We start from the raw sequence: 26,243 nt of genomic DNA, 5'->3' as shown, positions 1-26,243 counted from the left end.
AGAGAATCGTTGGATCCGATGCCGTGCGTGGCGCAGGCTGGACCCATGACAGACGTGCTGCGCTACTCCGCCTTCACCACCGACCCGGCCGGCGGCAACCCGGCGGGCGTCGTCCTGGACGCGACCGGCCTCGACGACGGGGAGATGCTGGCGATCGCGGCGGAGGTCGGCTACTCCGAGACGGCGTTCGTGCTGCCGCACGAGGACCCGGACTCGTACCGGGTGCGGTACTTCAGCCCCGAGGTCGAGGTCCCGTTCTGCGGGCACGCCACCGTGGCCACCGCCGTGGCCCTCGACCGCGTCGGGACGCTGACGTTCCACACCCCCGCCGGTCCCGTGGCGGTCGACACCGACGGCAGGACCGCCACGCTGACCAGCGTGCCGACCTCCTCCACCCCGGTAAGCGCCGACGACCTGGACCGGGCCCTGGCCGCGCTGGGCTGGCGGCACGACGAGCTGGACCCGCGCTACCCGGCGCACTGGGCGTCCGGCGGGGCCCGGCACCTGGTGCTCGCGGCGCGGACCCGGCAGCGGCTCGCGGACCTCGACTACGACTTCGCCGGCCTGCGCGACCTGCTGACCGCCCACGACGCGCTGACCGCGCACCTGGTGTTCCAGCGCGAGCAGGACGTGTTCGACGCCCGCGACCCGTTCCCGGTGGGCGGTGTCGTGGAGGACGCGGCGACCGGCGCGGCGGCCCTGGCGTTCGGCGGCTACCTGCGGACCACCGGCCACGTGACCGGAGACCGCCGGCTCACCATCCACCAGGGCGACGACATGGGGCGGCCCAGCGTCCTGCAGGTGGACGTGCGGCACGACGGGGACCGCGTGCGGGTGACCGGCGCGGCCGTGCGGCTCTGACCGCACACCGCCGGACCGCGACCCTGCGCAACGACACCACGGGACCGACCCGACGCGTCCACACCGCCCGGCCGACCCGACTCACTCGACACCGCTCGACCGACTTGCGCGCCGGCCGCGCCGGGCTTCCCGGCGCGGCCGGTGCCGGGTCAGGTCCGGTCGAGCACCACGACGGGGATCTCCCGCGAGGTCTTCTCCTGGTAGCCCGCGTAGTCGGGCCACACCTCGTTCATCAGCGCCCACAGCCCGGCGCGCTCGTCGCCGGTGGCCGTGCGCGCGGTGGCGGCGAACTCGTCCGCGCCCACCCGCACCTCGACCGCCGGGTTCGCCACCAGGTTCTTGTACCAGGCCGGGTGGTCCGTCGCGCCGCCGTTGGACGCCACGACCACGTACGCGTCGCCGTGCGGCTGGTAGATCAGGGCCGTGCGCCGGGGCTGCCCGGACTTCCGGCCGATCGTGGTGAGCAGGAGGGTGTAAACGCCCGACCGCCACTCGTGGCCGTTCGAGCCATCGGATTCGACGTAGTTGCGGATGTGCTGGTTCACCCAGTCGACGGGGCTGTCCACTACTGCCATGGCCTCGAAGCTACTCAGAACGCGGCGGGGCCGCCGGTCGCTACTCCGCAGTCACGACCGGCGGCCCGCAACGGGGTGGGGACGTCCGCCTCGCACCCCCTCGGCCGGTCACCGGCTCCCCGGCGTCCCCCGAACCTCCGCCCGCGTAAACGGTGTTCGGGTCGCACGACCACGTCCCCGGCAGGGGGCGTGGCAAGGGACGGGACGGCCACAGCTGTGGGGTTCCCACACTCAGTAGATCTGGCTGGCGCGCATGGCTTCCTCTCCACTCCACGGGGACTTCGCCAACTATGGCGGCCGTGAGGGGTGGCGGCTCATTCAAAAGGGGGATAGAAGAGCGTTATGCCCGAGCTCGAACTCCGCCACCTCCGCGCGGTGTGCGCCATCGCCGAAGAGGGAAGTCTCACCAAGGCCGCGATCAGGCTGGGCCTGACGCAGCCCGCCATGAGCGCCCAGCTCCGGACGGTCGAACGCATCGTGGGCGGACAGCTCTTCGACCGCACACCGGGCGGCAGCGTCGCCACCGACCTGGGAAAACAGGTCGTCGGCACGGCCCGCCTGGTGCTCGACGAAGTGGAACAACTGGTCAGCCTGGCGAAGGAGAAGACCCGCGACGGAACACCCGGACCACTCATCGTGGGTGGCGTGCCCACCCTGTTCTTCGGCCACTTCGTGGAGGAGCTGCGGCGCAGCATCCCCTGTTCGGAGGTCCGCACCGAGATCGCTCCCGGCGGCTCGGACCTGCTGGAACTGCTGGTCAGCGGCCAGGTGCACCTGGGCCTGGTCGACCGGTTCGAGGGCATGGAGCGCCGCGAGCTGCGCGGCCTGGAGATCCGCAGGCTGATCGCCGAACCGCAATTCGTCGCCCTGCCCGACTGGGACCCGCTGGGCGAGCAGGACGAGGTCGACCTGGCCCAGCTCGCCGACCGGGACTGGGTCTCGCCGCCGGACGAGCTGGTCGGCAACCGACTGCAGATCTTCAGCGTGTGCGCCGAGGCGGGCTTCACGCCCCGGCTGACGCACCACGTCAACGAGGCGTCCAGTGCCCGCAGCCTGGTCGCCAAGGGCGCGGTGTCGTTCGCGCTGCCGCAGTCGCGCAGCGGCGACGGGATCGTGATCAAGCCGCTGCGCGGGGCTCCGCTCGTGGTGGACCTGATGCTGGCCACCCGCCGCGAGGGGCCGGCCGCCGGGCGGGCGCACGACGTGTTCGCCTGCGCGGCCCGCGCCTACCACGCCGTGCTGCCCCGCAACCCCCGCTACGCCAAGTGGTGGGCGGAGAACCCCCAGTCCCACCCGGAGATCGACGCGGCGCTGCTCCAGGCGGGCGACCGCTGACCGGCAACACGACCCATCCGCACCGGAACCCCGCCCTCCCGAGGGCGGGGTTCCCGCGTTCGCGGGGCCTCAGCGCAGCGCCGACCGCACGGCGTCCTCGACGGGCGTGGCGGGCCGGCCGAGGATCGCCGCCAGGGCGACGAACTCGTCGAAGCCCCACGCCCGAGGGCCGGTCAGCTCGTGGACCGCGTTCTCGTGGCCAGGTGCGGTCAGCGCGATCACGGCGGCCTGCGCCAGGTCGTCGCGGACGGTGCCGGCGATGCGGCCGTCGCCGGCGGCGGTGACGACCGGGCCGTGGCCGAGGGCGCGCGTGTAGTTCTCGTGGCACATGCCGTTGCCCGAGGCGCACCGCGTCGGGGCCGTCCGCCGACACGAGCAGCACTGCTGCACGGCACGCAGCGGTCAGCCAACTGCGGCGCGTCGACTACTCGCTGACACCGACGGGTACCCAGATCGCGGAACAGATCCGAGGACTGTTCGCGTGGGTCGAGGAGAACCTGCCCGCCCTGATCGCGGCCCACGAGGCGTATGACGCGCGACGTGCCGAAAACGTGTGACAGGTCACGTCGACCCCTCCGATCTGGATCGGTCCAACCCAGATCGGTACACCACGAGACCCAAGACGATTCGGACAGAGATCGGACCTCTGGCCCGTCGAAGAATCACAACGGGGCGTGAATTCCGGGTGAGCCTTGCCAGAATGGACCCATGACGCAGCCCTTCACGGACGATACCCACCCGGCCGAGCCCTACCCGGGCGCTCGGCCGGGACACTGCTTCGTGCACCTCGACGGGGCGGGCTGGCCGGTCGCACCGGACCCGGCCGCCGACTCCGGGTGGCGGGTCGCGCCCGGCGGCCACGACCTGGACGACTGGCTCGCCGGGCACGGTGAGCCGCCCCTGGCGCACCGGATGCCGGTGCTCGCCTACGGCTCCAACGCCAACCCGGCCAAGGTCACCTGGCTGCGCGACGAACTCGGCCTCACCGGCCCCGTCGTCGTGCTGCGGGCCCGCTGCGAGGGCCTGTCCGCCGTGTGGGCCGCCGGGCTGCGCAAGACCGACGGGCAGCGCCCGGCGACGCTGGCCGCCGCGCCCGGCGTCGAGGAGGAGCACGCCGTGTGGTTCGCCACCGCCGACCAGCTCCGCGTCCTGGACCGCTGCGAGGGCCGGGGCCTGCGCTACCGCCTGGTCCGGGTGCACACCGGCCGGGTCACCCTCTTCGACGGCGCGGTGGTGGACTCCGTGCTCGCCTACACCGGGGCGGGTTCGCGCCGGATGCCGCTGCTGTCCGCCGGGCGGCCGGTGCGCTGCGCGGACGTCGACCAGCGCGGCGCGCGCACCCTGGGCGGCCGGGCCGCCGACAGCGACGGCCTGGACGTCACCCCCGTGCACGGCGACCCGTCGCCGGACGACTGGCCGGACCGCGTGTTCGTCTACGGCACCCTCCAGCCCGGTATGCGGGCCTGGCATCTCGTCCGACCGCACGTGGTCGGCGACCCTGAGCCCGCGCGGCTGCCCGGCACCCTGTTCGACACCGGCCGGGGCTACCCGGCGCTGCGCCCCGGCGACGGCCCCGGCGTGCCCGGCCACGTGCTGCGCCTGGAGTCGCCCGAGGACGCCCTGCCCGTGCTGGACGAGTACGAGGGCCCGGAGTACCGGCGGACCCGGGTGACCACGCCGGACGGCGGGGTGTGCTGGACCTACCTGTGGGCGGCGGCGGTGGACGGGCTGAGCCCCCTTCCGGGCGGATGGGTCGACACCGTCGAAAACCGACTGTGATGCGCCCGATACGGTGAATTCCTGCCGAAGGGGGCCGACCACCGGCCGAACGGGTACGTCCTCCTGGTAGGACCACGACCCAGGAGGTGGACATGAGGCGACTCGTCGTGTGCGGGGCCCTGGTGCTGCTCGGCTCCGCGTGCGGGAGCCCCCAGCAGGCAGCGGACACCTCGGCCATCCCGATCGCGCCCTCCACGACGACGTCGTCGGCGGGCAGCGCCGCGCCCGTGCCGCCCACCAGCCCCGCGCCCGCGACCCCGGTGTCGACCCGGTGCACCGCCGCGTCGCTGGCCGGCGAGGTCGGCTCGGTGGACCCCGGCGCGGGCAACCGGTACGCCACCTTCGTGGTGACCAACACCGGCTCCGCGATGTGCACGCTCAGCGGCTACAGCGGGTTCCAGTTGCAGGACGGCAGCGGGCAGCCGCTGCCCACGGACCTCCAGCGCACCGAGGACCCCGGCCCCTCGCCGGTGACGCTGCAACCGGGCGCGAAGGCGGCGGCGAACCTGCGCTGGACCGTCGTGCCGACCGGTGACGAGCCGGTGCGGGGCCCGTGCGAGTCGGAGCCGGCGAAGGCCGCCGCCATCCCGCCCGACGAGACCGAGCCGATGGCGGTGGCCTGGAGCTTCGGCCCGGTGTGCGGCGGCGGGAAGATCGAGATCAGCGCGTTCTACCCTGCCTAGGTGATCCAGTCGAACGTGCCCGGCCACGCCGGGGAGCTCGCCGTCCGCACCTGGCCCAACCTGGAGGCGACCTGGCTCGCCGTGCTGGTGCACGGCTACGGCGAGCACAGCGGCCGGTACGGGCACGTCGCGGAGCGGCTGGTGGCGGCGGGCGCGCTGGTCGTCGCGCCGGACCACGTCGGGCACGGCGAGTCGGCGGGCGAGCGGGCGCTGGTCCCGTCGTTCGACGGCGTGGTGGCCGACGTGGGCGCGGCCATCGGGTCGGCCTCCGTCGACCTGCCCGTCGTGCTCGTCGGGCACTCGGTCGGCGGCCTGGTCGCCACCCGGTACGCCCAGCAGCACGAGGTCGCGGCGCTGGTGCTGTCCGCCCCCGTGCTCGGCACCTGGGAGGGCCTGGACGCGCTGGGGCTCGACGAGCTGCCCGACCAGCCGATCGACCCCGACGTGCTGTCCCGCGACCCGGAGGTGGGGAAGGCGTACGCGGCCGACCCCCTGGTCTGGCACGGGCCGTTCAAGCGGCCCACGCTGGAGGCCGTGGAGCGGGCGCTGGACGAGGCGAACTACGGGCCCACGCTGGAGGGCCTGCCCACGCTGTGGCTGCACGGCGACGCGGACGAGCTGGTCCCCCTGGCCGACACCCGCACCGGCACGGACCGCATCCGGGGCCTGCTGTTCGAGGAGCGGGTGTACCCGGGCGCGCGGCACGAGGTGTTCCACGAGACCAACCGGGACGAGGTGCTGGACGACGTGGTCGGGTTCGTGCGCCGGGTGCTCGACCTCTGACGTCCCCCGGCGGGCGGTCCGCGCCGCCCGCCGGGGAGCCGGTCACCAGGTCTGGCCGGTGGGGCGCACCATGATCTCGTTGACGGCGACGTGGTCGGGCTGGCGCACCGCGTACAGGACGGCCTCGGCCACGTCCTCCGGGTCCAGCTGGCGCAGCTCGGCGATCCGCTGCTCGACGGCCGCCCGGCCGGCCGGGTCGGTGATGTGCTCGCGCAGCTCGGTCTCCACCACGCCCGGTTCGACCACGACCACCCGCACCCCGCGCGCGGTCACCTCCTGCCGCAGCGACTCGCTGAACGCGTTCAGGCCGACCTTGGTCGCGTTGTAGACGCCCGTCCCGGCCCGCCCTACCCGGGCCGCCGTGGAGGACATCTGCACGACCGTGCCGCGCCGGTCGAGCAGGTGCGGCAGCGCCGCGTGGGTGAGGAACATGACGCCGAGGAGATTTGTCGACACCATCCGCGTCCAGTCGGTGGTGTCCGCGCCCTCGATGTCGCCCAGCAGCATCACGCCCGCGTTGTTCACCAGCACGTCGAGCCCGCCGAACTCCTCGGCGGTGCGCGCCACGGCGGCCCGGCACGCGGCCTCGTCGGTCACGTCCAACTCCAGCGCCAGCACCCGCACGCCCTCGGCGGCCAGCCGCCGTTCCAGCGCCGCCAACCGGTCCACGCGCCGCGCGGCCACCACCACGGACGCACCCGCCCGGCCCAGCGCGACCGCAGTGGCCTCGCCGATGCCCGACGACGCGCCGGTGACCAGCGCGACCTTGCCCTCAAGCTCGTTCGACATGCCCCCAGCAAACACGGTGGAGAGCGCGCGAGGTCGACCCGGTGACCCGCGCGACCCCGTCCGCACCTGCCCGCTGGGCCGAGCCGGGGAAGACCCGGCGCGGGTGTTCGTGGACAATTTCCCCGCGATGGTGGGAGAAGACCTGGAGCTGGTGATCACCGTGGTGGTCGCGGCCGACGACGAGCGGCAGGCACGGGCGGCCTGTGCCGGCCTGCTCCAGCGCGTCGGCGGCCGGGTGGTGCGGGCCGACGACTGCTCCGACGAGGAGCCCGGGTGCTGGTCGGTGACCGTGAGCCGGACCGGCGACGAGCGCGCGACGCACAACGTGGCAGGTGCCCTGGCCAGGGCGGTCCGCACGTTCGTCCGGTCGCTGGGCGACGGGTTCCCGGTGCCGGGGGTGGCCTGCGAGCCGCCGACGGCGTGGACCGTGCTGGACGACCCGGAGCCGCTGGGCCGGCTGGTGCCGGGCGCGGAGCGGCTGCTGGTGGAGGCGTGGGCGGGTGGTGACCCGCAGCGCCGGGCCGTCGAGCCCGAGCCGGGCACCGGGGTCGACGCCGAGCCGGACGCGGGCACCCGGCTGCTGTTGCGGGTGGACGTGGCGGCCGGTCGGTCCGCCGGCGCGGAGTGGCAGGCGCGGGCGGTAGCCAGCCGGGTGGCGCGCAGTGGCAAGATCACCCGAGTGGCTCCACACGGGCATCTACTGAGCGTGCACGTCGATCTCGGATCGAGTGTCAATTCACCCTCGGGCGCGCTACTCGACGCGGTGGCGTCGTTGGGCCGTTCGGGGTGGACGCCCGTGGAGTGGGCCGGCGCTTCGGCGACGACGCGCTGGTCGGCGTCACCCGTCCCACCAGCCGGGATCACCGCTCTGGAACTCACCGCGACACCGGCCTCGGCATTCGTGTGGACGGTGCCCGACTGAGATCAGGATTGCTAATCCGATCGAGTGGATTTACTTCACCACCCGGTCAGCCGATCTTGCTTGTGAAACGTCCGACTTTCGGTACTACTTTCAACTATAGGAACTCCAGCGTTACAGGAGGGGTCGGGAAACGACATGGCCAGCATCGAAGATGTGCGCAGCGCGATCGCCCAGGCCGTCGAGAAGGCCACCCAGAGCCAACAGGCGCTCCAGCAGGCCGCCGACCTGGCGGAGGACGCCCAGGCCCTGCTCAGCACCGCGACCCAGGGCAGCGTCCAGGCCGACGTGGAACAGGCCAACGGGCAGTTCGCCGAGGTGGTGAGCGGCGTCTCCGACTTGCAGAAGTTCCTGGGCGCGGGCATTTCGCAGGCCGAGAGCATCAACGGCCGGCTGTGAACGCGTGACGTCGGTCGGCGAGGTCAAGCTCGCGCTCGAACGGAGCTGCGAGCTCCTCCGCGATGCCTACCGCAGCGTCCGGGAGGCGCAAGCCGCCCTCGACGAGGCGGTCGACCTGCTCGCCGAGGCGAGCACCAACCACCACGAGTCCCTCGTCCCCGCCGAGTTCGTCAAGGCCAGGGAGCGGTTCGCCGACGAGCTCGACCTGATCGTCGGCAGCCTGGACCTGGTCCAGCGGCTGGCCGTGGAGCTGTGACGTGATCAAGCGCGACGAGCGCCGCAGGCGGATCGAGAACTCCTTCGAGGAGTTCCGCACCGCCGTCGCAGCCGCCCTCGGGAACGCCTCGCGGGAGCTGCGGCAGCTCGCGGACGACCGGGCGCGCGACATGTTCGAGGTGATGCTGCGCGGCGAGGGCGTCGACCGGGCGCTGGCCGACCCGGTGCTCGCCAGGGCGCTGCGGGAGGAGAGGTTCGCGCCACAGCTCGCCCGGACGCTGATCGACCGGGTCGAGGCGTTCCGCGAGTGGTCCGAGGGCGGTCCCGCGCAGCTCACCGCCCTGGTCAACGCGGTCGCGCCCGGCCCGGCGTCCTGGCCGCCGGAGGCGTGGCTGGGCAGGCCCGGCACGGCGGACGGCAGCGACGGCGTGCCGGAGCTGTGGCGGATCGGGACGGGCGTGGTGCGCGGCGCACCGGAACCGCAGTCGTTCCCGGTCGCGGTGCCGCTGCTGGACCACTCGCACCTGCACGTGGCGTCGGTGCCCGACAGCCGGACCTCGGCCGACGGCCTGGTGGAGAACCTGCTGCTGCGGCTGGTCAGCTACTTCCAGCCGGGCCTGGTGCACGTCCACGTCTGGGACGTCAACCAGCTCACCGGCTCGCTGCCCGGCCTCTACCCGCTGACCCGGGCGGGCCTGCTGACCGTGCACGACCCGGCGCGGCTGCACGAGCTGCTCGACGAGCTGTCCGACCACATCCGCCGGGTGCACACCGGGGTGCTGGTGGAGGGCCACCAGTCGGTGCGCGCGGTCGGCGGCAGGCGCACCGAGCCGTGGCGGGTGGCCGTGCTGTTCGGCAACCGGCAGGCGCTCCGGGAGGAGCACCAGCAGCAGCTCCAGCGCGTGGCCCGCAACGGCCTGGCCTGCGGCGTGCAGCTGATCATCGTGGACATCCCGGTCACCGTGAACTCGCCGATCGAGACCGTGTCGATCGCCGCCGACCAGACCGCGACCTGCACCATGACCGGCCGGCACGTGGCGGTCTCGCTGGACGCGCAGTTCCCGCAGAACCAGGTCCCGCTGGCGTGCGCGGAGATCGCCAAGAAGCGCGAGGAGCGCCGCACCCGGCTGAGCACGTTCGCCGACCTGCTGCCGGAGTCGCTGTGGCGGGAGAGCTCGGCGGCCGGCGTGGTCGCGCCGGTCGGCTACGACGAGGGCGAGCCGGTGCACGTGGCGCTGGGCGACACCTCGCCGCACGCGCTGATCGGCGGCCCGAGCGGGTCGGGCAAGACGAACTTCCTCTACGCGATGCTCGGCAGCCTCGCCGCCCGCTACCACCCCGACGAGCTGGAGCTGTACCTGCTCGACTTCAAGGAGGGCGTGTCGTTCGCGCAGTTCGCGCCGGGCCGCAAGGACCCGACGTGGCTGCCGCACGCGCGCCTGGTCGGCGTGAACGTGAACACCGACCGCGAGTTCGGCGTGGCCCTGCTGCGGTTCCTGGCCGACGAGATGCGCCGGCGCGCGGACGCGGCCAAGCGGCACGAGGTGACCAAGCTGGAGCAGCTGCGCGAGGAGGACCCGGACGGGCACTGGCCGAGGATCGTCGCCGTGGTGGACGAGTTCCAGTACCTGTTCGGCGAGCGCGACCAGGTCACCCAGCAGGCCACCCAGCTGCTGGAGGACGTGGCGCGGCGCGGTCGCTCGCAGGGCATCCACCTGGTGCTGTCCAGCCAGGACGTGTCGGGCATCGAGGGCTTCTGGGGCAAGTCGGCGATCTTCGAGCAGTTCACCGTGCGCATCGCGCTGCCCAAGGCCCGCCGGGTGCTGGCCGAGCCCGCCAACGACGCCGCCGTGGAGCTGCCGCGCTGGCACGCCGTGGTCAACCACGAGTCGGGCGTGCGGCCGGGCAACGAGGTCGCCCGCATCCCGGACGCCACCGGCCGGGGCACCTTCGACGCGCTCCAGGCGGAGCTGCACGGCCGCCGCCCGGCCGAGCTGTCCGAGCCGATCCTGTTCGACGGCAGCAGGGTGCCCGCCCTCCAGGCGCTGCCCGACTTCCAGGCCCTGCGGCCCTCCGACGGCAACCCGACCGTGCTGCTGGGCCAGGTGATCGACGTGGCGGGCAGCGCGGCCAAGGTCCGGTTCGCCCGGACGCCCGGACGCAACATCGCGGTGATCGGCTCGCTGCCCGAGGACGCCGCCGGCGTGCTGGGCGGGGCCGCGCTGTCCCTGGCCAGGCAGCACGAACCCGGCCAGGCGGAGTTCAGCCTGGCGTGCATGTCGGAGGACGCCTGGCCGTACGCGGACCGGCTGTGCAAGCAGCTCTGCGACGCCGGCCACGCGGCGACCCTGACCGGCCTGGACGGCATCCGCGCCCTGCTGGACCGGACCGCCGAGCGGCTCACCAGGTCGGTCAAGGGCGAGACCGGGGTCCCGCTGAGCCCCCACTACCTGGTGGTCTACGCCGTCGACGGCGCGCACACCCTGCTGGAGCACAAGAACGACGCGCGGATGTCCGGCGTCGACAGCCTGCGCACGGTGCTCAAGCACGGCCCGGAGAACCGCACCCACCTGCTCGGCTGGTGGCGCGGCCCGCAACGGCTGAAGAACAGCCTGCCGCCCGGTGTGTACGACGACATCGGCGCGTGGATGGCCTTCGACGTCCAGGGCAAGGAACTGCTGTCGTTCGGGCCGGAACAGGTCATGGCGTGGTCGCCCCGACCTCGCCGGGGTTTGTTCTTCGACCGGTTCGAGCACTCCCGTCCGCAGGTGGTCATCCCGTTCGACACCGGGGAGGAATCATGATCGGCCGCGCATCGGTGGTGCCCGCCCAGCGCAGTGGCGACACCGGGTCCGAGGTGGTCGCGGTCTCCGCGGTCGAGCGGTACAAGGAGGTGGTGGGCCAGGCGGCGGCAGCCGTGGAGAAGGTCCGCGACCAGGACCGCGACCGGGTGCGCGAGCTGCTGGTCCGCCTGGCCGCCTCGCAGGACCGGGTGGCGGAGCTGATCGAGCAGGAGAAGCTGACCCACGTCGCGGTCCGCCTGCTGTGGGAGGCGGCGGTCGAGGCGCTGTGGGAGGAGCGCTGGATGCAGATGAAGCCGATCCCCGACCCGGACGAGACCGTGCCGCCCCGCGCCCAGCAGGACTACTTCACCGCGATGGACCTGGCGTACTACTCGCTGGAGGACGCGCTGCAGAAGCGCGGACTGCTGCGCCGCAAGAACACCTAGCCGCCCCGGTTGGCGGCGGGTGCGCCCGCCGAGGTCATCCGGTACCGGGCCGGCGCACCCGCCTGCGGCCACCGTCCTGCACCGCGTCGGCGGAGTCAAAGCCCCCCGCCCGCACGGCCCACCGCTGGTGACCCGCCTGCGCAGCACCCCCCGGGAGGGGCCACGCTGCGTGAGCGGCTGTGCGGCCCGCTGCGGTGAACAGTGCCGGACCGGTCGGTCAGAACGTCCAGGACAGCGAGACGGTCGGCTCGGCGTCCGCCCGCGTCCGGGCGTAGGTGGCCAGCGCGGCGGCGTTGTCCGGCTCGGTGGCCGTGAACGCGCCGAAGCAGCCGCGCTCGCGGGCCAGCAGCAGCAACGCCTCGACCAGCGCCGTGCCGATCCCGCGCCGCTGGAACTCGTCCTCGACGCCGAGTTCGTAGACGAACATCTCGGTGCCCTTGTCCGGGTGGGTCGTCTCCACGCCCGTCACGAACCCGGCGGGCCGGCCGTCCGCGTACGCCACCAGCAGGTGGTTCCCGGCCTCGGCGAGGAACCGGCGGCCGGCGGCCTCGCGCGGCGGCTCGTCGAACAGGTGCCCGACCGCCACCACGTCGTCGTACGAGGTCACCCGCCGGATCTCCACGCCGGCGAGGGTAGACCGTCGGCGATGATGCGGTCATGCGTGTTTTGCGGAACCCGGACGAGGTGGCGGCGGCCGACCCGGACCCGCTCGTCCGCTGGGCGGCCCAGTGCCTGCTGCCCGGACGGGGCGGGGTGGCGTGGGCGCACGGCGGCGCGGTCGGCGTGCTCGCGCCCCGGCTCAACCGGCACGACCGGCTGGTGCTGGTCGGACCGGTGGACGGCATCGCGGCGATCCTGCGCGCCCGCACCCGCCCCGGCGTGCGGCCCCTGGTGCTCGCCGAGGTCGCACCGGCCCTGCCCGACCTCCTGGTGGCGGCCACCTTCGGCTGGATGGAGCGCACCGGCACGCTCGGCGCACCGGAGCTGCCCTGGCTGGACGAGACCGCGTGGGACGACGTGGAGTCGTTGCTGCGCAAGGCGAACCCGAACTCCTACGTCTGGCCGTACGAGCCGGGCCCGCGCCGGTGGACCGGCGTCCACGCCGAGGACGGCACGCTCGCCGCCGTGGGCGCGGACGCGTGGTCGGCACCCGGCATCGGGTTCATCGCGGGCGTGGCCACCCACCCCGACCACCGGGGTCGGGGCCTGTCGACCCGGGTCTGCGCCGCCCTGACCGGCGCGCTGCTGCGCGAGGAGGGCGCGTGCGCGCTGATGGTCGACGCGGCGAACGCGGCGGCGATCAAGGTCTACGAGCGGCTCGGCTACACCTACCGCAGCGTGTCGGCCCTGGGCGACGCAGGTCACACCGGCTGACCGGAACACCTCGTCGGCGCGGCGGGGTTGACCAGGGCATGACCGTGCCGAGCACCGCGCAGGAGATCCACCTGGCGTCACGCCCCCAGGGCTTCCCGACCCCCGGCGACTTCGACCTCGTGCAGGCACCGGTGACCCCGCCGGGCGACGGCCAGGTCCTGGTCCGCAACCTGGTGATGAGCGTCGACCCGTACATGCGCGGCCGGATGAGCGACGCCAAGTCCTACGTCGCCCCGTACGAGGTCGGCAAGGCGTTGGAAGGCGGCGCGATCGGCGAGGTCGTGGCGTCCGGAGCGCCGGGCTTCGCGGTCGGCGACCACGTGCTGCACGGCCTGGGCTGGCGCGAGTACGCCACCGTGGACGCCGCGCAGGCCGTGAAGGTGGACCCCGAGCGCGCCCCGCTGAACGCGTACCTCGGCGTGCTGGGGATGCCCGGCCTCACCGCCTACGCGGGCCTGGTCGACGTGGCGGGCCTGAAGGAGGGCGACACCGTCTTCGTGTCCGGCGCGGCGGGCGCGGTCGGGCAGGTCGCCGGGCAGGTGGCCAGGCTGCGCGGCGCGAGCCGGGTGATCGGCAGCGCGGGCACCGACGCCAAGGTGGCCTACCTGCGCGACGAACTGGGCTTCGACGCGGCGTTCAACTACCGCGACGCCCCGGTGGCCGAGCAGTTGGCGGCGGCGGCACCGGACGGCATCGACGTGTTCTTCGACAACGTCGGCGGCGACCACCTGGAGGCGGCGATCGCCTCGTTCACCGTCCACGGCCGCGCGGCCTTGTGCGGCGCGATCTCGGTCTACAACGCAACGACGCCGCCGCCCGGCCCGCGCAACCTCGGCCTGGCCGTGGGCAAGCGGCTGACCCTGCGCGGCTTCCTGGTCTGGGACCACGAGCACCTGCGCGAGCAGTTCGTGCGCGAGGTGGGTGGCTGGGTCGCCGACGGCAGGCTGCGCTACACCGAGACGGTCACCGAGGGCGGCCTGGCGAAGGCACCCGAGGCGTTCCTCGGCATGTTGCGCGGCGAGAACACCGGCAAGGCCCTCGTCACGTTCTGATCCCCGCTCCCACCACAGCCCGTGCCCCGACGTGCCGGGCTCCCGGCACGTCGGGGCACCGGACGGCCTGCGTGCCCGCGTGCCGGTGGGTGGCGCTAGGTTCTCGCGCGTGGAAACCCTGCTGCACGCTTACGGGCGGGCCACCGACACGCCCGCCCACCTCGCCGCGCTCGTCGGCGCGGACGACGCCGCCCGCCAGGCGGCGCTCAGGCACCTGATGTCGGCGATCATGCACCAGGGCACGGCGTGGAGCGCCACCCCGGCCGTGGTCGCCGAGGTCGTCGCGCTGGTGGGCGACCCGCGCGCCGCCGGGGCGGTCCCCGGGCTGCTGGAGTTCCTGGGCGAGGTGGTCGAGGCCGTCGCGCCCGAGCACCGCGCCGAGTTCACCGCGATGGCGGCCCCGGCCGGCCGGGACGTCGACGCCGAGGTCGCCGAGCTGCTGGAGGAGGACGACGAGGGGGACGCGGTCTACGAGGACGTCGAACTCGCCGACGCCCTGTTCGCCCGCGCGATGCTGGCGCTGGAGGACCTGGTGCCCCGCGTCCTCGCCGCCGTCGAACCGCTGACCGGTCACCCGGACCTCGCCGCACCCGCCGCCGAGCTGGCCGACCTGTGCCGGCGGAAGCTCCGGTGACCGACCCGGCCGGCTGCCGGCACGCCTGAGCGTGCCCGGACCGGTCCCGGGTCGAACGGGCGCACCGGCCCGGTCCGGTGAGCGGATCAGACCAGTTCGCCCCCGGCCGCGACCACCCGGCCCCCGTGGACGACCAGCGTGCGCGGGGCGCGGTCCATGACGGCCGCCGTCACGGTGTCGCCGGGGACCACGACCAGGTCGGCCGGTGCGCCCTCGGTCAGGCCGTGCGGCCGGCCGACCACCGCCGCGCCGCCCCGGGTGGCGATGTCGACGCACATCTCCACCAGCGCGTCCTGCCGGAACCCGCTGCGGAAGGCCAGCTGCCAGGCCCGGTCGAGCATGTCGCCGTTGCCGTAGGGCGACCAGTAGTCGCGCGTCCCGTCCTGCCCGAGCCCCAGCCGGACCCCGGCCCGGCGCAACTGCTGCAACGGCAGCGGTTCGCGAGCGCCGGGCGCGACCGTGGTCACCGCCACGTCGTGCTCCGCGAGCAGGTCGACCAGCTCCCGCTGCCGGTCGGCGTCCACGGACGACAGGGCGAAGGCGTGGCTGACGGTCACCGCGCCGCGCATGTCCAGCGCCGCGACCCGCTCGCAGATCAGCTCGACCTGGAACGCGCCCAGCGACCCGGCGTCGTGCAGGTGCACGTCCACCCCGCGCTGGTGCTTCTCGGCCAACCCGAACACGACGTCGAGGTGCCGCACGGGGTCGCGGTCGTAGCCCGCCGGGTCCAGGCCGCCGACCAGGTCGGCACCGGCCCGCAGCGCGGCGTCCAGCAGGTCTGCGGTGCCCTTCTCGCGCAGGATGCCGCACTGCGGGAACGCCACCACCTCCACGGTCGCGCGCCCGGCGTGCGCCTCGCGGGCGGCCAGCACGCCCTCCAGCTTGTCCAGGCCGGAGTCGACGTCGACCTGGGCGTGGCTGCGCACGGTGGTCGCGCCGGCGGCGATGGTGAGCCCGAGGGTGTGCGTGGCGCGCTCGGCGACGCTCCGCTCGGCCGACCGCCAGTTCCGCCGGTCGTTGTCGATCAGCTCGCCGAGCCCCGGCCCGGCGGTGTGCGGCCGGAACGGCAGCCCGAGCCGGGTCGAGTCCAGGTGCGCGTGCACGTCGGCGAAGGACGGCAGCAGCACCCCTCCCCTGCCGTCCACTTCGGGCACGCCGGGCGGGACGTCCGCCCCGGTGCCTATAGAGGCCACCAGCCCGTCGACGCACAGGACGTCCACGGCGGGCACGTCGGGGTTCGTCGGCCACGGCCGCACGGAACGGATCAGCAGGTCCCCGGTCACGACGGTGAAGTTAGCCCGGACGGCAGCAGCTTGCCAGGGTTGAGCACGCCGGTCGGGTCGAGCGCCCTCTTCACCGACGCCAGCACGTCCAGCCCGAGCCCGCCGATCTCGGCCTCCAGGTAGGGCGCGTGGTCGCGGCCCACGGCGTGGTGGTGGCTGATCGTGCCCAGCCCGGCCACGGCCTCGCCGGCGGCGGCCTTGGCCACCTGCCACTGGCCGATCGGGTCGGCGACCGACCGGGGGGCGAGCACGGTGAAGTAGAGGGACGCCCCGGTCTCGTAGGCGTGCGAGATGTGGCACATCACCAGGCACTCGCCGAGCGCGTCGCGCAGCGCCGCCCGCACGGTCCCGCGCAGTTCGTGCACCCGCGACCAGTGCGTCGCGGTCTCCAGCGTCTCGACGCACACGCCGACCTCCACCAGGGCGTCGCGCCGGCGCGGCCCGGCGAACCGGCCGTGCCGCCACGCCTCGCCCAGCGGGCGGCCGAGCGGCAGCAGGTCGAGGCCGCGCAACGCCTCCCGCCGCCTGCGGCGCACCTCCGCCGGGGACGCGCCGTGCCAGCCGAGCACCAGCAGGCACGGGCGGGCGACGCGCCGGGCGCGCAGGTACGCCCGGAGCGCGGCGGTCTGCCAGCCGCCGGCCAGCGCGAGCGAGACCTCGGTCTCGTCCACGTCGGACAGCCGCGTGACGTCGGCGAGCACGCGCCGCTGGGCCAGCGAGCGGACCACGTCCGCGCCGCGCGCCCAGCCGTCGACCACGAAGCCCTCGTAGCGCTCGACCACGGGACGCGGCCGGACCCGCAGCGCCACCTCGGTGATGACGCCGAACGCGCCCTCGCTGCCGATGACGAGCTGCTTGAGGTCCGGTCCGGCGGCCGACGCGGGCGCGACGCCCAGCCGCCACTCCCCGACCGGCGCGGCCAGCCGGACGCCCTCGACCAGGTCTTCGAACCGCCCGTAGCCGGCGGACGCCTGACCGGCCGACCGGGTCGCGGCGAACCCGCCGACGGTGGCCCGCTCGTAGGACTGGGGCACGTGCCCGAGGGTGAAGCCGTGCGGTGCGAGCAGCCGGTCCGCCTCGGGTGCGGTCACGCCGGCCTGGAGGACGGCGACGCGGGACACCGGGTCGACCGACACCAGCGCGTCCAGCCGGGCGAGGTCGAGCGCGATCACCGCCGCCTTGTCGCCGCGCAGCGCCGCGACGCCGCCCACCACGGACGTGCCACCGCCGAACGGCACCACGGCCACGTCGTGCTCGACGCAGGCCCGCAGGACGTCGACCACCTGGTCCGGCGAGGCGGGCAGCACCACGGCGTCGGGCACCGCGAGCGCGCCCTCGCCGCGCTGCTCCAAAATGTCCACATAGGACAGGCCGCCCGCGCGGCCGAGGCGGGAGTCCCGGTCCACCCGGACGAAACCGGGCCCCACCACCGAGTCCAGCGCGGTGCGCGCGGCGTCGGACAGCGCGGAGGCGGGCACGACCGGGGCCCGCGCGGGCGTGCGGACCTCGGCCAACCCGGTCCGCTGCCGGAGCCAGCGGAGGGCGTGCGGCGGCAGAGTGCCCGTCGACGGGGTCCAGCGGCCCCGCAGGGTGTGGTCGATGCGCTCGGTCACCGCTACAGTGTGACACATGACGTCTCAACGTCACAGTGATGACGCGCTACTCGACGCGGCCCGCGACTGCGTGGTCGAGGTCGGGGTCCGCCGCACCACGCTGACGGACATCGCCAAGCGCGCCGGCGTGAGCCGGATGACCCTCTACCGCCGGTTCCCCGACGTCCGGACCCTGGTCAGGGCTTTGATGACCAGGGAGTTCGGCACGCTGCTGCGACGCGTGGAGGAGCCCGACGCGACCCGCGCGACCGCCCGTGGGCGCCTGGTCGGCCGGGCCGTCGCGGGCATCCGGCTGCTCGCCGCCGACCCGCTGATGCGCCGCGTGCTGGACCTGGACGCCGAGCTGATGCTGCCGTACCTGGTGCAGCGCCTGGGCAGCACGCAGCGGCTGGTCGAGGCGTTCCTGCTCGACCAGGTCGAGGCGGGCCACGCGGACGGCTCGATCCGGCCCGGCGACGCCGTCGCCCAGGCCCGGCTGGTGCTGCTGACCACCCAGTCGATGGTGCTGTCGATCCGCCCGGCGACCACCGACCTGGACTTCGAGGTGCTGCTCGCCGAGCTGGCGGACTTCCTCGACGCGGCCCTGTCGTGAGCGCGCCCCGTCCACCGGACACGTCGCTCAACGCCGCGCGCCGCCGCCGCGACCTGGCCGAGGTCGCCGGGCGCGTGGTGGACCTGCTGGTCGTCGGTGGCGGTGTGACCGGCGCGGGCGTCGCGCTGGACGCCGCCGCGCGCGGCCTGGACGTGTGCCTGGTGGAGGCGCGCGACCTGGCGTTCGGCACGTCCCGGTGGTCCAGCAAGCTGGTCCACGGCGGCCTGCGCTACCTCGCGCGGGGCGACGTGGGGCTGGCGTTCGAGAGCGCGGTCGAGCGCGGCGTGCTGATGACCCGCACGGCACCGCACCTGGTGCGCGCGCTGCCCCAGCTCGTCCCGTTGCACGACCGGGCGGACGACCGGCTGGTGCGGGCCGGGCTGCACGCCGGCGACGTGCTGCGCCGGCTCGCCGGCACCCCGTCCCGGGTGCTGCCCGGACCGCGCCGCGTGCCGGCCGCCGAAGCGCTGGCGCTCGCGCCCGGCCTGCGCCGCGCCGGGCTGCGCGGCGGGCTGCTGGGCTTCGACGGCCAACTGGTGGACGACGCCCGCCTGGTCGTCGCCCTGGCCCGGACCGCCGCCGGCCTCGGCGCGCGGATCATCACCAGGGCCGAGGTGACCCGGCTGGCCGGCCCCGCCGCGCACGTCGTGGACGGCGTCACCGGGGAGTCCCTGACCATCCGGGCCAGGGCCGTGGTCAACGCCGCCGGCGTGTGGGCGGGCCGGCTGGTGGACGTCGACCTGCGCCCGTCGCGCGGGTCGCACCTGGTGCTGGACGCCGGGGCGCTGGGCGTGGCGCGGACCGCGCTGACCGTGCCCGTGCCGGGCGTGCGCAACCGGTTCGCGCTGGTGCTGCCGCAGCACGACGGCCGGGTGCACGTGGGTTTGACCGACGAACCGGTGGACGGCCCGATCCCGGACGTGCCGACCGTGCCGCAGTCCGATGTGGACTTCCTGCTGGAGGTCGCCTCCTCCGTGCTGGAGCGGAAGGTGACGCAGGCGGACGTGCTGGGCGCGTACGCGGGCCTGCGACCGCTGCTGGACACCGGCGAGGGGCCGAGCGCGGACCTGTCGCGCCGGCACGCCGTGCTCACCGAGGGCCCGGTGACCACGGTCGTCGGCGGCAAGCTCACCACCTACCGGCGGATGGCGGCGGACGCGGTGGACGCGACCGGCCTGACGCCGGTCAGGTCGAGCACGAAGTCGTTGCCGCTGGTGGGTTCCGGGCCGGCGGCGGGTCCGGCGGACCTGGTCGCGCGGTACGGCTCGGAGGCGTGCCGGGTCGCCGACATCGGCGAGTTCGCCTGGGCCGTGCGGCACGAGGGCGCGCTCGACGCGGACGACGTGCTGGACCGGCGCACCCGGATCGGCCTGGTGCCCGCCGACCGCCGCGCCCGCGAAGCCGAGGTGCGGCGGCTGGTGGCGGAGGAGCTGGACGCCCTGGTCTGACCCGCCGACCGGCGCAGCGCCCACGCGACACCCACCGACCGGCGCAGCGCTCACGCGACACCCACCGACCGGCGCAGCACCCGCGCCCGCCGCGCGTCGCGCAACACCTGAGACAGCCGCGCCCCGCGCACGACGAAGGGGACCTCCCGGTCGGGAAGTCCCCTTCGTCGTCTACCGCGTCACTCGCCGATGATCGGCTTGGCCGCCTTCGGCGGCTCCTCGATCAGCGGTTCGCCTTCCAGGCGCACCTTGCGCTGGTGGTCCTTGCCGTCGCCCTGGCCCGGCTGACCGGCCATCGGGGCCATCATGCCGCCGCCCATGCCGCCGACGCCGCCGCGCCCCGCGCCACCGGCACCGCCGCCCGCGCCGCCGGTCGCGGCACCCGCCGCGCCCGCGCCCGCCGCCAGCACGCCGGACGAGCCGCCCGCCTGGAGGGTCTGGCCGGAACCCGCGCCGCCGGCACCGCCACCGCCCGCGAACCCGCCGCCGCCACCGGCGAAGCCGCCGCCACCGCCGCCGAAGCCACCCCCGCCGCCACCGCCGCCGGCGGAGTGCGGGAGGTCGGTCGAGCTGAAGGGCCGGACCGTCGGGGTGTACGGCGTGCTGCCGCCCGCCGTGCCGGTCGCGTGCGTGGTGTCGCGCGACGCCGCCGGGTAGGTGATCGGCGCCACCTTGGGCGGGAGCTGCGAGGAGCCGCCACCGGCCGGCACCCAGCGACCCGGCTCCCAGTGGCCGCCCGTGCCCGCGCCGCCGCTGCCCGAGCCACCCCGGCCGCCGGAGCTGCCGCCGGGCGTCGGCGGCCGGCTGACCACGGGACCGCCCGACGCGCCGCCGAGGTACGTACCACCACCCGGGTACGGGCCTCCGTCCACGTCGGCGCCGCCGCCGCTGCTGCCGCCGGGCATCGGCGGCCGGCTGACCACCGGACCGCCGGAGGAACCGCTGGTGCCGGTGTTGCCACCGCCGCCGCTCGCGCCGCTGCCCGGGGTGTACCGGTCGCGCGCGTTGCGGTCCATGTTGCCCAGCTGGTCCTCGGTGAGCCCCAGGCCGCCGGACGAGTTGCGCGGGCCCGAGCCGCCCGAGCCGCCCTTGTTGGAGTGCGTCATGGCGGTGATCGCCTGGAGGATCTGCTTGGCGGTCGACGCGATCGTCTGCACCGACTTCACCAGGTCGATCAGCTTCTTGAGCGACTCGCCGAGCTTCTTGAGGAAGTCCATCAGCTTCTTGGCGTAGTTCACGGCCATCGTGATGATGTCCGAGATCGCCGCCGCGATGGCCGCGCCGAAGGTCAGGAACGAGGCCGCCAGCCACTGGATGATCTTCATGACCATGTCCGACACGGCCTGGCTGATCAGGTCCATGATGGTCTTGCGGACCGACGCGACCAGCTCGCCCGCGCCCTTGGCCGCGCCGGAGATGCCCTTCACGGCCTTGGCCAGGGTCTCCAGGCCGCTGGCGTGCTTCTTGCTCGCCTCGCGGTAGCCGTCGGCCGAGCGGCCCCGCCAGCCCTTGGTCTCCTGCTCGGAGGTGCGCCGGTAGTCCGCGACGATGCCCTCGATCTGCTTGGCCGCCGAGGCCCAGCTGTCGGACATCTTCTGGATCTGCTCCGGGCTGCCCAGCAGCGCGTCGAACGGCTCCTTGAGGAAGCTGACGTGCTGGATGGCCCAGCTGAAACCCGCCGACAGGAAGCCGGACAGCGGGTTGGTCGACAGGCCGACGATGCTCATGGCCGTGTTGGCGATGCCGAGGCCCGCCTGCACCCAGTCGCCGCGCTCCACCGCCGAGACGGTCCCCTGCACGTCGGTGACCAGGAAGGACGGGTCACGCCCCTGGGTGCTCGCCTGGGTGCTCATCCGCGCGCCTTTCCGGTGAACCCGAACGCGTTGTCCAGGTCGACGTTCTCGTAGAGGTCGGCGACCTCCTTGAGACCCTGGGCCATGTCGGCGATGGTCTCGGTGGCCTGGCCGAGGATGTCCTGCGAGACACCGGCGGTCTTGAGCAGGAAGGAGGCCAGGAACGACGCGAACGCGCCGAACGCCTCGGTCGACAGCGACGGGTCGGCGGTGTTGGTCGCCGAGAGCATCCGCTGCGTCAACTGGTCGACCGTGCCGGCGTGCGCCCGGATCTCCTCCGGGCTCACGTGGAACGACACGAACATGGACATCTACCCCCTGCTCAGGCCATCACGTCTGGTGGGTTGGTGAAGTAGTCGTCGTCGGGCCTGGTGTCTCGACGCTGGATCTCCGGCTCCGGTTCCACCGGGTCGGTCCCGTCACCCGAATAGCCGTGGGGCATGTTCGCCTTGACGAAGTCCAGCGCCGGGCCGTCCCCGACGAAGTCGGTCATGATCTGCACGACCTGGCCGGCCGCCGCGCGCTGCGCGGTGCCGATGGCCGTCATGATCGCCCCGGAGATCCGCTCCGGGTCCTCCCCCCGCAGCGCGGGCCGCAGGATCAGGTTGGTCACCGCGCCGGAGGCGTTGACCGTGACGGTGATCAGGCCGTCCGGGGACGTGGCGCTGCCACCGACCTCACCGAGGTGGGTCTTCGCCTGCTCGGCGTTCTGCTTGGCCTGCTCGATCTTCTGGCCGTACTGCGCGAGCCACTCGTCCGGCTCCTTCGGCTCCATAGGAGTTCACCCCTCCAGGCAACGGGGCTTTGCGGCCCACGACGCATTCGACCGGTCGACGTTCGATTCGGTTCCCGGCTGCGTATCGTTTCACCGAATCGTGATTTCCGGGTGCGCCCGACGTGGATACCGCCGTTCGGTCTATTGTGTGAAATGTTTACTTGCCGTTCTGTTGGGTTTTCGCAACACTTCGTACCATGAGTCCGGCACGCCGGGGGCCCGAGCAGCGGATCCACAACCGGATCCAGGTGCTGCGGGTCGAACGGGGTATGAGCAGAGTGGGTCTGGCACGGGCGGTGGAGGTCAACCCGCAGACGATCGGCGCGCTGGAGCGGGGCGACCACTACCCCAGCCTGGACCTGGCGATGCGGATCTGCGAGGTGTTCGACCTGCCGGTGGAGGCGGTGTTCAGCCGGCAGCCGTTCGTGCCGCTGTCGGCCCAGGTCTACCGGGGCTGACGCGGGTCCGCGCGGCCGGTCGGGACCGCGCGGTTGGGGCAACAGGAAGGATCGGCCGTGGCACAGGGCGTGCTGGAGATCGACCGGATCTCCAAGCGCTACGGCGAGGTCGTCGCGCTGCGCGAGATGGCGTTCGACGTGCGCGCGGGCGAGCTGTTCGGGTTCGTCGGCAGCAACGGCGCGGGCAAGACCACGACCATGCGGATCGCCCTCGGGGTGCTCGCGGCCGACTCCGGCGAGGTCCGCTGGAACGGCTCGCCGGTCACGCTGGAGACCCGCAGGCGCATCGGGTACATGCCCGAGGAGCGCGGGCTCTACCCGAAGATGAAGGTGCTCGACCAGCTCGTCTACCTGGCCGAGCTGCACGGCGTGGCCACCAACGCCGCGCACCGCTCGGCGGAGAACTGGATCGCCCGGCTCGGCCTGCGCGACCGGCGCGGCGACGAGGTGCAGAAGCTCAGCCTGGGCAACCAGCAGCGCGTGCAGCTCGCCGCCGCGCTGGTGCACGAGCCCGACGTGCTGGTGCTCGACGAGCCGTTCTCCGGCCTGGACCCGGTCGCGGTGGACGTGATGAGCCAGGTGCTGCGGGAGAAGGCGTCCGCCGGCGTGCCCGTCGTGTTCTCCAGCCACCAGCTCGACCTGGTCGAGCGGCTGTGCGACCGCGTCGGCATCGTGCGCAGCGGGTCGCTGGTCGCCTCCGGCACGGTGGACGAACTGCGCGCCGGCGGTGCCGTGCAGCTCGTGGTCGACGCCCCGGCGGCGCGGCCGGGGTGGGCCGCCGACGTGCCCGGCGCGCACGTGGTGGCGGTCGAGGGCGCGCGGACCGTGCTGGAGCTCGCGCCGGGTGCCGACGACCAGGCGGTGCTGCACGCCGCCCTGGCCACCGGCCCGGTGCACGAGTTCTCCCGGCGGCGGCCCTCGCTGACCGAACTGTTCCGCAGCGTGGTGACCGAGGAGCGCGAGGCATGAGCGACCTGACCCCGAACCGGGCGGTGTTCCTGGTCGCCCGCCGGGAGTTCCTGACCAAGGTGCGCGCCCGGTCGTTCGTCGTCGGCACGCTGGCGATCATCGCCGTGATGGCGGGCTACGTGCTGTTCCAGGCGCTGCTGGTCGACCGGGAGGGCCGCGACACCGTGGCGCTGGCCGGGCAGGCCACCGTGCTGGCCGAACCGCTCCGGCAGACCGCGCGGTCGTTCGGCCGCGAGGTCGACGTGGTGGACGTGACCGACCCGGCCGTCGCCGAGCAGCGGGTGCGCGACGGCGAGGTCGACGTCCTGGTCACCGGGGCGCCGGACGCGCTGCGGGTCGTGGTGAAGGAGCGGCTGGACGACGCGCTGCGCAACTCGATCGACCTGATCGTCAAGCAGCAGGTGCTCAACGCCCAGCTCGCCGAGGCGGGCCTCGACCCGGTCGGCGTGGCGCGCAACGTCGACGCGGCGAAGGTCGACGTGGTGGAGCTGGAGCCCGGCGACGCCCAGCGGGGGCAGCGGCTGGCGATCGGGCTGGTGATCGCGGCGCTGCTGTACTACTCGCTGCTGGTGTACGGGTCGATGGTCGCGCAGGGCGTGGTGGAGGAGAAGTCCAGCCGGGTCGTGGAGATCCTGCTCTCGACGCTGCGGCCGTGGCAGTTGCTGCTGGGCAAGGTGATCGGCCTCGGGCTGGTCGGGCTGGTGCAGCTGCTGATCATCGGCGGGGTCGGCGTGGTCGCGTCCTCGGTGACGGGCCTGGTCGACGTGGCGGGCGCGGCGGGCGGCGCGCTGGCCGTGGGCGTGCTCTGGTACCTGCTCGGGTTCTTCCTGTACGCGACGGTGTACGCGGCGGCGGCGTCGCTGGTGCCGAGGCAGGAGGAGCTCCAGTCCGTGCTGACCCCGATCAGCACGGTGATCGTCGTGGTGTTCGTGGTGGGGATCAACCTGATGATCCAGGACGGGACGAGCGGCCTGGTGGCCGTGCTGTCGATGCTGCCCCCGTTCGCGCCGATCCTCATGCCGGGCCGGATGGCGATGGGCCTCGCGCCGGCGTGGCAGGTGGTGGTGGCGGTCGTGCTGGCGCTCGGCGCGGTGGCGGTGATCACCTGGCTGGGCGGCAAGGTCTACTCGAACGCCGTGCTGCGCACCGGTTCCCGCGTCAAGCTCCGCGACGTGCTCCGCTGACCCGGGACCTCGCCGCACCCCGCCACCCGACCGCCCGCTACGGCATGATCGCGGCGTACCGGGCCAGGGCGACCCGGCGTTCGTGCGCGTGGTCCACGATCGGGTCGTGCGGCCGGTGCACCGCCTTGCCGGGCACGTCCCGCAGCTCCGGCACGTACCGGCGCACGTAGTCGCCGGACGGGTCGAACTTCTCGCCCTGGGTCACCGGGTTGAACACCCGGAAGAACGGGGCCGCGTCGGTGCCCGTGCCGGCGGCCCACTGCCAGCCGTGCTGGTTGGACGCCAGGTCCCCGTCCACCAGGTGCGCCATGAAGTGCCGCGCGCCCCACCACCACGGCAGGTGCAGGTCCTTCACCAGAAAACTGGCGACCACCATCCGCACCCGGTTGTGCATCCAGCCCTCCTGGAGGAGCTGCCGCATCCCCGCGTCCACGAAGGGGTAGCCCGTCTTCCCGGCGCACCACGCCTCGAACCGCGACCGGTCCAGGTCCAGCTCCATCCCGTCGAACCGGCGGTCCAGGTTGCGGCGGGCCGACTCCGGCCGGTGCCACAGCACGTCGGCGTAGAAGTCCCGCCACGCCAGCTCGTTCCGGTACGCCCGCGAGCCCTCGTCGTCGCCGAGGTCCGCCAGCAGCGTGCGCGGGTGCACCACGCCCCACCGGAGGTAGGCCGACATCCGGCTGGTGCGGTCCAGGTCGGGCCGGTCGCGGTCGCGCGCGTAGTCGGGCAGCCGCTCGTCCCGGAACGCCTCCCACTTCGGGCGGACGTCCTCCACCGGCTCGACGTCCGGCAGCGCCTCGGATTCCCCCGGCTCCAGCCAGTCCACAGTGGACGCGTCGGTGTCGGCGGGCGCGCGCCAGCCGTGCTCCCGCCACACCCGCGCGAACGGCGTGAACACCCGGTAGGGCGTCCCGTCCGGTTTGCGCACCCGTCCGGGCGTCACCGCGTACGGCGACCCCACGCGCACCAGCTCGACCTCGCGCTCCACGGCCGCGTCCCGCTCCCGGCCGTACGGACCGGCGTCCGCCGACACGTGGACCGACGACGCCCCAACGGATCGCGCCACGGCGGGCACCACGTCGGCCGGGTCGCCGGTCACCACCATGAGCCGCCCGCCCAGCTCCTCGTCCAGCGCGCGCAGGCAGCGGAACATGAAGTGCACGCGCGGCTGCCCGGCGACCGAGAGCAGGCGCGGGTCCAGGACGAACAGGGCCAGGCCGCGCTTGGCGCGCTCGGCGGCTGCCGCCAGCGCGGGGTGGTCGGCCACCCGCAGGTCGCGCCGGAACCAGACGACGGTCGAGGATTCCACGCCCCGAACCCTAGGAGCGCGCCGCCCACCCCGCACGACGGAGCACCGCCACCTCACCGACCACGGAACCGGTGGCACGACGAAGGCCCGCGCCCCTCACGGGCACGGGCCTCGGGTGTCGTCGCGCGGGT

General features: G+C 74.1%; 28 protein-coding genes. 18 read left to right on the top strand and 10 right to left on the bottom strand.

Translation table 11 applies throughout. The features are described from left to right. Positions 1-45: 45 nt before the first annotated feature. Entirely contained in the window at positions 46-861 is an 816-nt protein-coding gene (locus AB0I60_RS25135; protein ID WP_360733482.1) for a PhzF family phenazine biosynthesis protein, read from the top strand. 149 nt (positions 862-1,010) lie between these two features. Here the strand turns inward: AB0I60_RS25135 and AB0I60_RS25130 are convergent, their stop codons facing one another. Further along, on the bottom strand, positions 1,011-1,436 hold the full coding sequence (locus tag AB0I60_RS25130) for a nitroreductase family deazaflavin-dependent oxidoreductase (protein WP_360733480.1): 426 nt from the start codon (positions 1,434-1,436) through the stop codon (positions 1,011-1,013). Between the two features lie 342 nt (positions 1,437-1,778). On the opposite strand from AB0I60_RS25130, the gene AB0I60_RS25125 reads away from it, so the two are divergent. Further along, positions 1,779-2,771, top strand: coding sequence for a LysR family transcriptional regulator (locus AB0I60_RS25125; protein WP_360733479.1), 993 nt, complete (start codon positions 1,779-1,781; stop codon positions 2,769-2,771). A 69-nt stretch (positions 2,772-2,840) separates the two neighbouring features. On the opposite strand, the gene AB0I60_RS25120 is transcribed toward AB0I60_RS25125, so the two are convergent. Beyond that, positions 2,841-3,101 carry a hypothetical protein gene (locus AB0I60_RS25120; protein WP_360733477.1) on the bottom strand — a complete coding sequence of 87 codons (261 nt, stop codon included), beginning with the start codon at positions 3,099-3,101 and terminating at the stop codon, positions 2,841-2,843. A 378-nt stretch (positions 3,102-3,479) separates the two neighbouring features. On the opposite strand from AB0I60_RS25120, the gene AB0I60_RS25115 reads away from it, so the two are divergent. The 3 genes from AB0I60_RS25115 to AB0I60_RS25105 all read left to right on the top strand — a co-directional run bounded on the left by AB0I60_RS25115 (position 3,480) and on the right by AB0I60_RS25105 (position 6,016). Beyond that, positions 3,480-4,550: a gamma-glutamylcyclotransferase family protein gene (locus AB0I60_RS25115; protein WP_360733475.1), complete on the top strand. Its 1,071-nt coding sequence runs from the start codon at positions 3,480-3,482 to the stop codon at positions 4,548-4,550. Positions 4,551-4,642: 92 nt separating this feature from the next. Then, a complete protein-coding gene (locus AB0I60_RS25110; RefSeq protein WP_360733474.1) occupies positions 4,643-5,233 on the top strand; it encodes a DUF4232 domain-containing protein in 591 nt (196 codons plus the stop codon). Beyond that, on the top strand, positions 5,234-6,016 hold the full coding sequence (locus tag AB0I60_RS25105; protein ID WP_360733472.1) for an alpha/beta fold hydrolase: 783 nt from the start codon (positions 5,234-5,236) through the stop codon (positions 6,014-6,016). A gap of 42 nt (positions 6,017-6,058) precedes the next feature. Here AB0I60_RS25105 and AB0I60_RS25100 read toward each other — a convergent pair whose 3' ends face one another. After that, positions 6,059-6,805 carry an SDR family NAD(P)-dependent oxidoreductase gene (locus AB0I60_RS25100; protein ID WP_360733471.1) on the bottom strand — a complete coding sequence of 249 codons (747 nt, stop codon included), beginning with the start codon at positions 6,803-6,805 and terminating at the stop codon, positions 6,059-6,061. A 127-nt stretch (positions 6,806-6,932) separates the two neighbouring features. Between AB0I60_RS25100 and AB0I60_RS25095 the strand changes: the two genes are divergently transcribed. The 5 genes from AB0I60_RS25095 (at position 6,933) to AB0I60_RS25075 (ending at position 11,568) form a co-directional block, all read left to right on the top strand. Continuing rightward, complete coding sequence (locus tag AB0I60_RS25095) at positions 6,933-7,727, top strand: hypothetical protein (protein ID WP_360733470.1); 795 nt, start codon at positions 6,933-6,935, stop codon at positions 7,725-7,727. Between the two features lie 135 nt (positions 7,728-7,862). Continuing rightward, on the top strand, positions 7,863-8,123 hold the full coding sequence (locus AB0I60_RS25090; protein ID WP_360733468.1) for a hypothetical protein: 261 nt from the start codon (positions 7,863-7,865) through the stop codon (positions 8,121-8,123). A 4-nt stretch (positions 8,124-8,127) separates the two neighbouring features. Beyond that, positions 8,128-8,379, top strand: a complete 252-nt coding sequence (locus AB0I60_RS25085; RefSeq protein ID WP_360733466.1) for a hypothetical protein — start codon at positions 8,128-8,130, stop codon at positions 8,377-8,379. A gap of 1 nt (position 8,380) precedes the next feature. Then, positions 8,381-11,143 carry an FtsK/SpoIIIE domain-containing protein gene (locus tag AB0I60_RS25080; RefSeq protein WP_360733465.1) on the top strand — a complete coding sequence of 921 codons (2,763 nt, stop codon included), beginning with the start codon at positions 8,381-8,383 and terminating at the stop codon, positions 11,141-11,143. Then, positions 11,140-11,568: a hypothetical protein gene (locus AB0I60_RS25075; protein WP_360733463.1), complete on the top strand. Its 429-nt coding sequence runs from the start codon at positions 11,140-11,142 to the stop codon at positions 11,566-11,568. Before AB0I60_RS25080 ends, AB0I60_RS25075 begins: the two co-directional genes overlap by 4 nt. 217 nt (positions 11,569-11,785) lie before the next feature. Here AB0I60_RS25075 and AB0I60_RS25070 read toward each other — a convergent pair whose 3' ends face one another. Continuing rightward, positions 11,786-12,190: a GNAT family N-acetyltransferase gene (locus tag AB0I60_RS25070; protein WP_360733462.1), complete on the bottom strand. Its 405-nt coding sequence runs from the start codon at positions 12,188-12,190 to the stop codon at positions 11,786-11,788. Between the two features lie 35 nt (positions 12,191-12,225). On the opposite strand from AB0I60_RS25070, the gene AB0I60_RS25065 reads away from it, so the two are divergent. The 3 genes from AB0I60_RS25065 to AB0I60_RS25055 all read left to right on the top strand — a co-directional run bounded on the left by AB0I60_RS25065 (position 12,226) and on the right by AB0I60_RS25055 (position 14,628). Next, a complete protein-coding gene (locus tag AB0I60_RS25065) occupies positions 12,226-12,942 on the top strand; it encodes a GNAT family N-acetyltransferase (protein ID WP_360733461.1) in 717 nt (238 codons plus the stop codon). 38 nt (positions 12,943-12,980) lie between these two features. After that, the gene (locus tag AB0I60_RS25060) at positions 12,981-13,994 is read left to right on the top strand and encodes an NADP-dependent oxidoreductase (RefSeq protein WP_360733459.1); all 1,014 of its coding nucleotides are present in this window, start codon (positions 12,981-12,983) and stop codon (positions 13,992-13,994) included. A 109-nt stretch (positions 13,995-14,103) separates the two neighbouring features. Then, positions 14,104-14,628 (top strand): hypothetical protein, encoded by a 525-nt coding sequence (locus AB0I60_RS25055; RefSeq protein WP_360733457.1) that lies wholly within the window; start codon positions 14,104-14,106, stop codon positions 14,626-14,628. Positions 14,629-14,714: 86 nt separating this feature from the next. Here the strand turns inward: AB0I60_RS25055 and AB0I60_RS25050 are convergent, their stop codons facing one another. Both AB0I60_RS25050 and AB0I60_RS25045 read right to left on the bottom strand, forming a co-directional pair. Beyond that, positions 14,715-15,911, bottom strand: coding sequence for an amidohydrolase (locus tag AB0I60_RS25050; RefSeq protein ID WP_360733455.1), 1,197 nt, complete (start codon positions 15,909-15,911; stop codon positions 14,715-14,717). Then, on the bottom strand, positions 15,908-17,524 hold the full coding sequence (locus AB0I60_RS25045) for an FAD-binding oxidoreductase (RefSeq protein ID WP_360733453.1): 1,617 nt from the start codon (positions 17,522-17,524) through the stop codon (positions 15,908-15,910). The genes AB0I60_RS25050 and AB0I60_RS25045 overlap by 4 nt, the downstream gene beginning before the upstream one ends. Before the next feature lie 16 nt (positions 17,525-17,540). Here AB0I60_RS25045 and AB0I60_RS25040 point away from each other — a divergent pair, with 16 nt between their 5' ends. Continuing rightward, positions 17,541-18,116 (top strand): TetR/AcrR family transcriptional regulator, encoded by a 576-nt coding sequence (locus tag AB0I60_RS25040; protein ID WP_360733451.1) that lies wholly within the window; start codon positions 17,541-17,543, stop codon positions 18,114-18,116. Beyond that, positions 18,113-19,564: a glycerol-3-phosphate dehydrogenase/oxidase gene (locus tag AB0I60_RS25035; RefSeq protein ID WP_360733449.1), complete on the top strand. Its 1,452-nt coding sequence runs from the start codon at positions 18,113-18,115 to the stop codon at positions 19,562-19,564. Before AB0I60_RS25040 ends, AB0I60_RS25035 begins: the two co-directional genes overlap by 4 nt. A gap of 179 nt (positions 19,565-19,743) precedes the next feature. Here the strand turns inward: AB0I60_RS25035 and AB0I60_RS25030 are convergent, their stop codons facing one another. From AB0I60_RS25030 to AB0I60_RS25020, 3 genes are read right to left on the bottom strand one after another with little or no spacing between them, the layout of a single operon-like run. Beyond that, positions 19,744-21,417 (bottom strand): hypothetical protein, encoded by a 1,674-nt coding sequence (locus AB0I60_RS25030; protein ID WP_360733447.1) that lies wholly within the window; start codon positions 21,415-21,417, stop codon positions 19,744-19,746. After that, the gene (locus tag AB0I60_RS25025) at positions 21,414-21,728 is read right to left on the bottom strand and encodes a type VII secretion target (RefSeq protein WP_360733445.1); all 315 of its coding nucleotides are present in this window, start codon (positions 21,726-21,728) and stop codon (positions 21,414-21,416) included. Before AB0I60_RS25025 ends, AB0I60_RS25030 begins: the two co-directional genes overlap by 4 nt. Positions 21,729-21,739: 11 nt before the next feature. After that, the gene (locus AB0I60_RS25020) at positions 21,740-22,192 is read right to left on the bottom strand and encodes a YbaB/EbfC family nucleoid-associated protein (RefSeq protein WP_360733443.1); all 453 of its coding nucleotides are present in this window, start codon (positions 22,190-22,192) and stop codon (positions 21,740-21,742) included. Positions 22,193-22,389: 197 nt separating this feature from the next. On the opposite strand from AB0I60_RS25020, the gene AB0I60_RS25015 reads away from it, so the two are divergent. The 3 genes from AB0I60_RS25015 to AB0I60_RS25005 are packed head-to-tail and all read left to right on the top strand — an operon-like array spanning position 22,390 to position 24,803. Continuing rightward, on the top strand, positions 22,390-22,650 hold the full coding sequence (locus AB0I60_RS25015; protein ID WP_360733441.1) for a helix-turn-helix transcriptional regulator: 261 nt from the start codon (positions 22,390-22,392) through the stop codon (positions 22,648-22,650). 57 nt (positions 22,651-22,707) lie between these two features. Continuing rightward, a complete protein-coding gene (locus AB0I60_RS25010) occupies positions 22,708-23,619 on the top strand; it encodes an ATP-binding cassette domain-containing protein (RefSeq protein WP_360733439.1) in 912 nt (303 codons plus the stop codon). Then, positions 23,616-24,803: an ABC transporter permease gene (locus tag AB0I60_RS25005; protein WP_360733437.1), complete on the top strand. Its 1,188-nt coding sequence runs from the start codon at positions 23,616-23,618 to the stop codon at positions 24,801-24,803. The genes AB0I60_RS25010 and AB0I60_RS25005 overlap by 4 nt, the downstream gene beginning before the upstream one ends. 37 nt (positions 24,804-24,840) lie before the next feature. Here AB0I60_RS25005 and AB0I60_RS25000 read toward each other — a convergent pair whose 3' ends face one another. Continuing rightward, positions 24,841-26,112, bottom strand: a complete 1,272-nt coding sequence (locus AB0I60_RS25000) for a deoxyribodipyrimidine photo-lyase (RefSeq protein WP_360733435.1) — start codon at positions 26,110-26,112, stop codon at positions 24,841-24,843. Between the last annotated feature and the right edge of the window lie 131 nt (positions 26,113-26,243).

Origin of the sequence: Actinosynnema sp. NPDC050436 (genome assembly GCF_040655415.1) — a bacterium.
Classification (GTDB): Bacteria; Actinomycetota; Actinomycetes; order Mycobacteriales; family Pseudonocardiaceae; genus Actinosynnema.
This window is presented reverse-complemented; position numbering and strand designations above follow the sequence as displayed.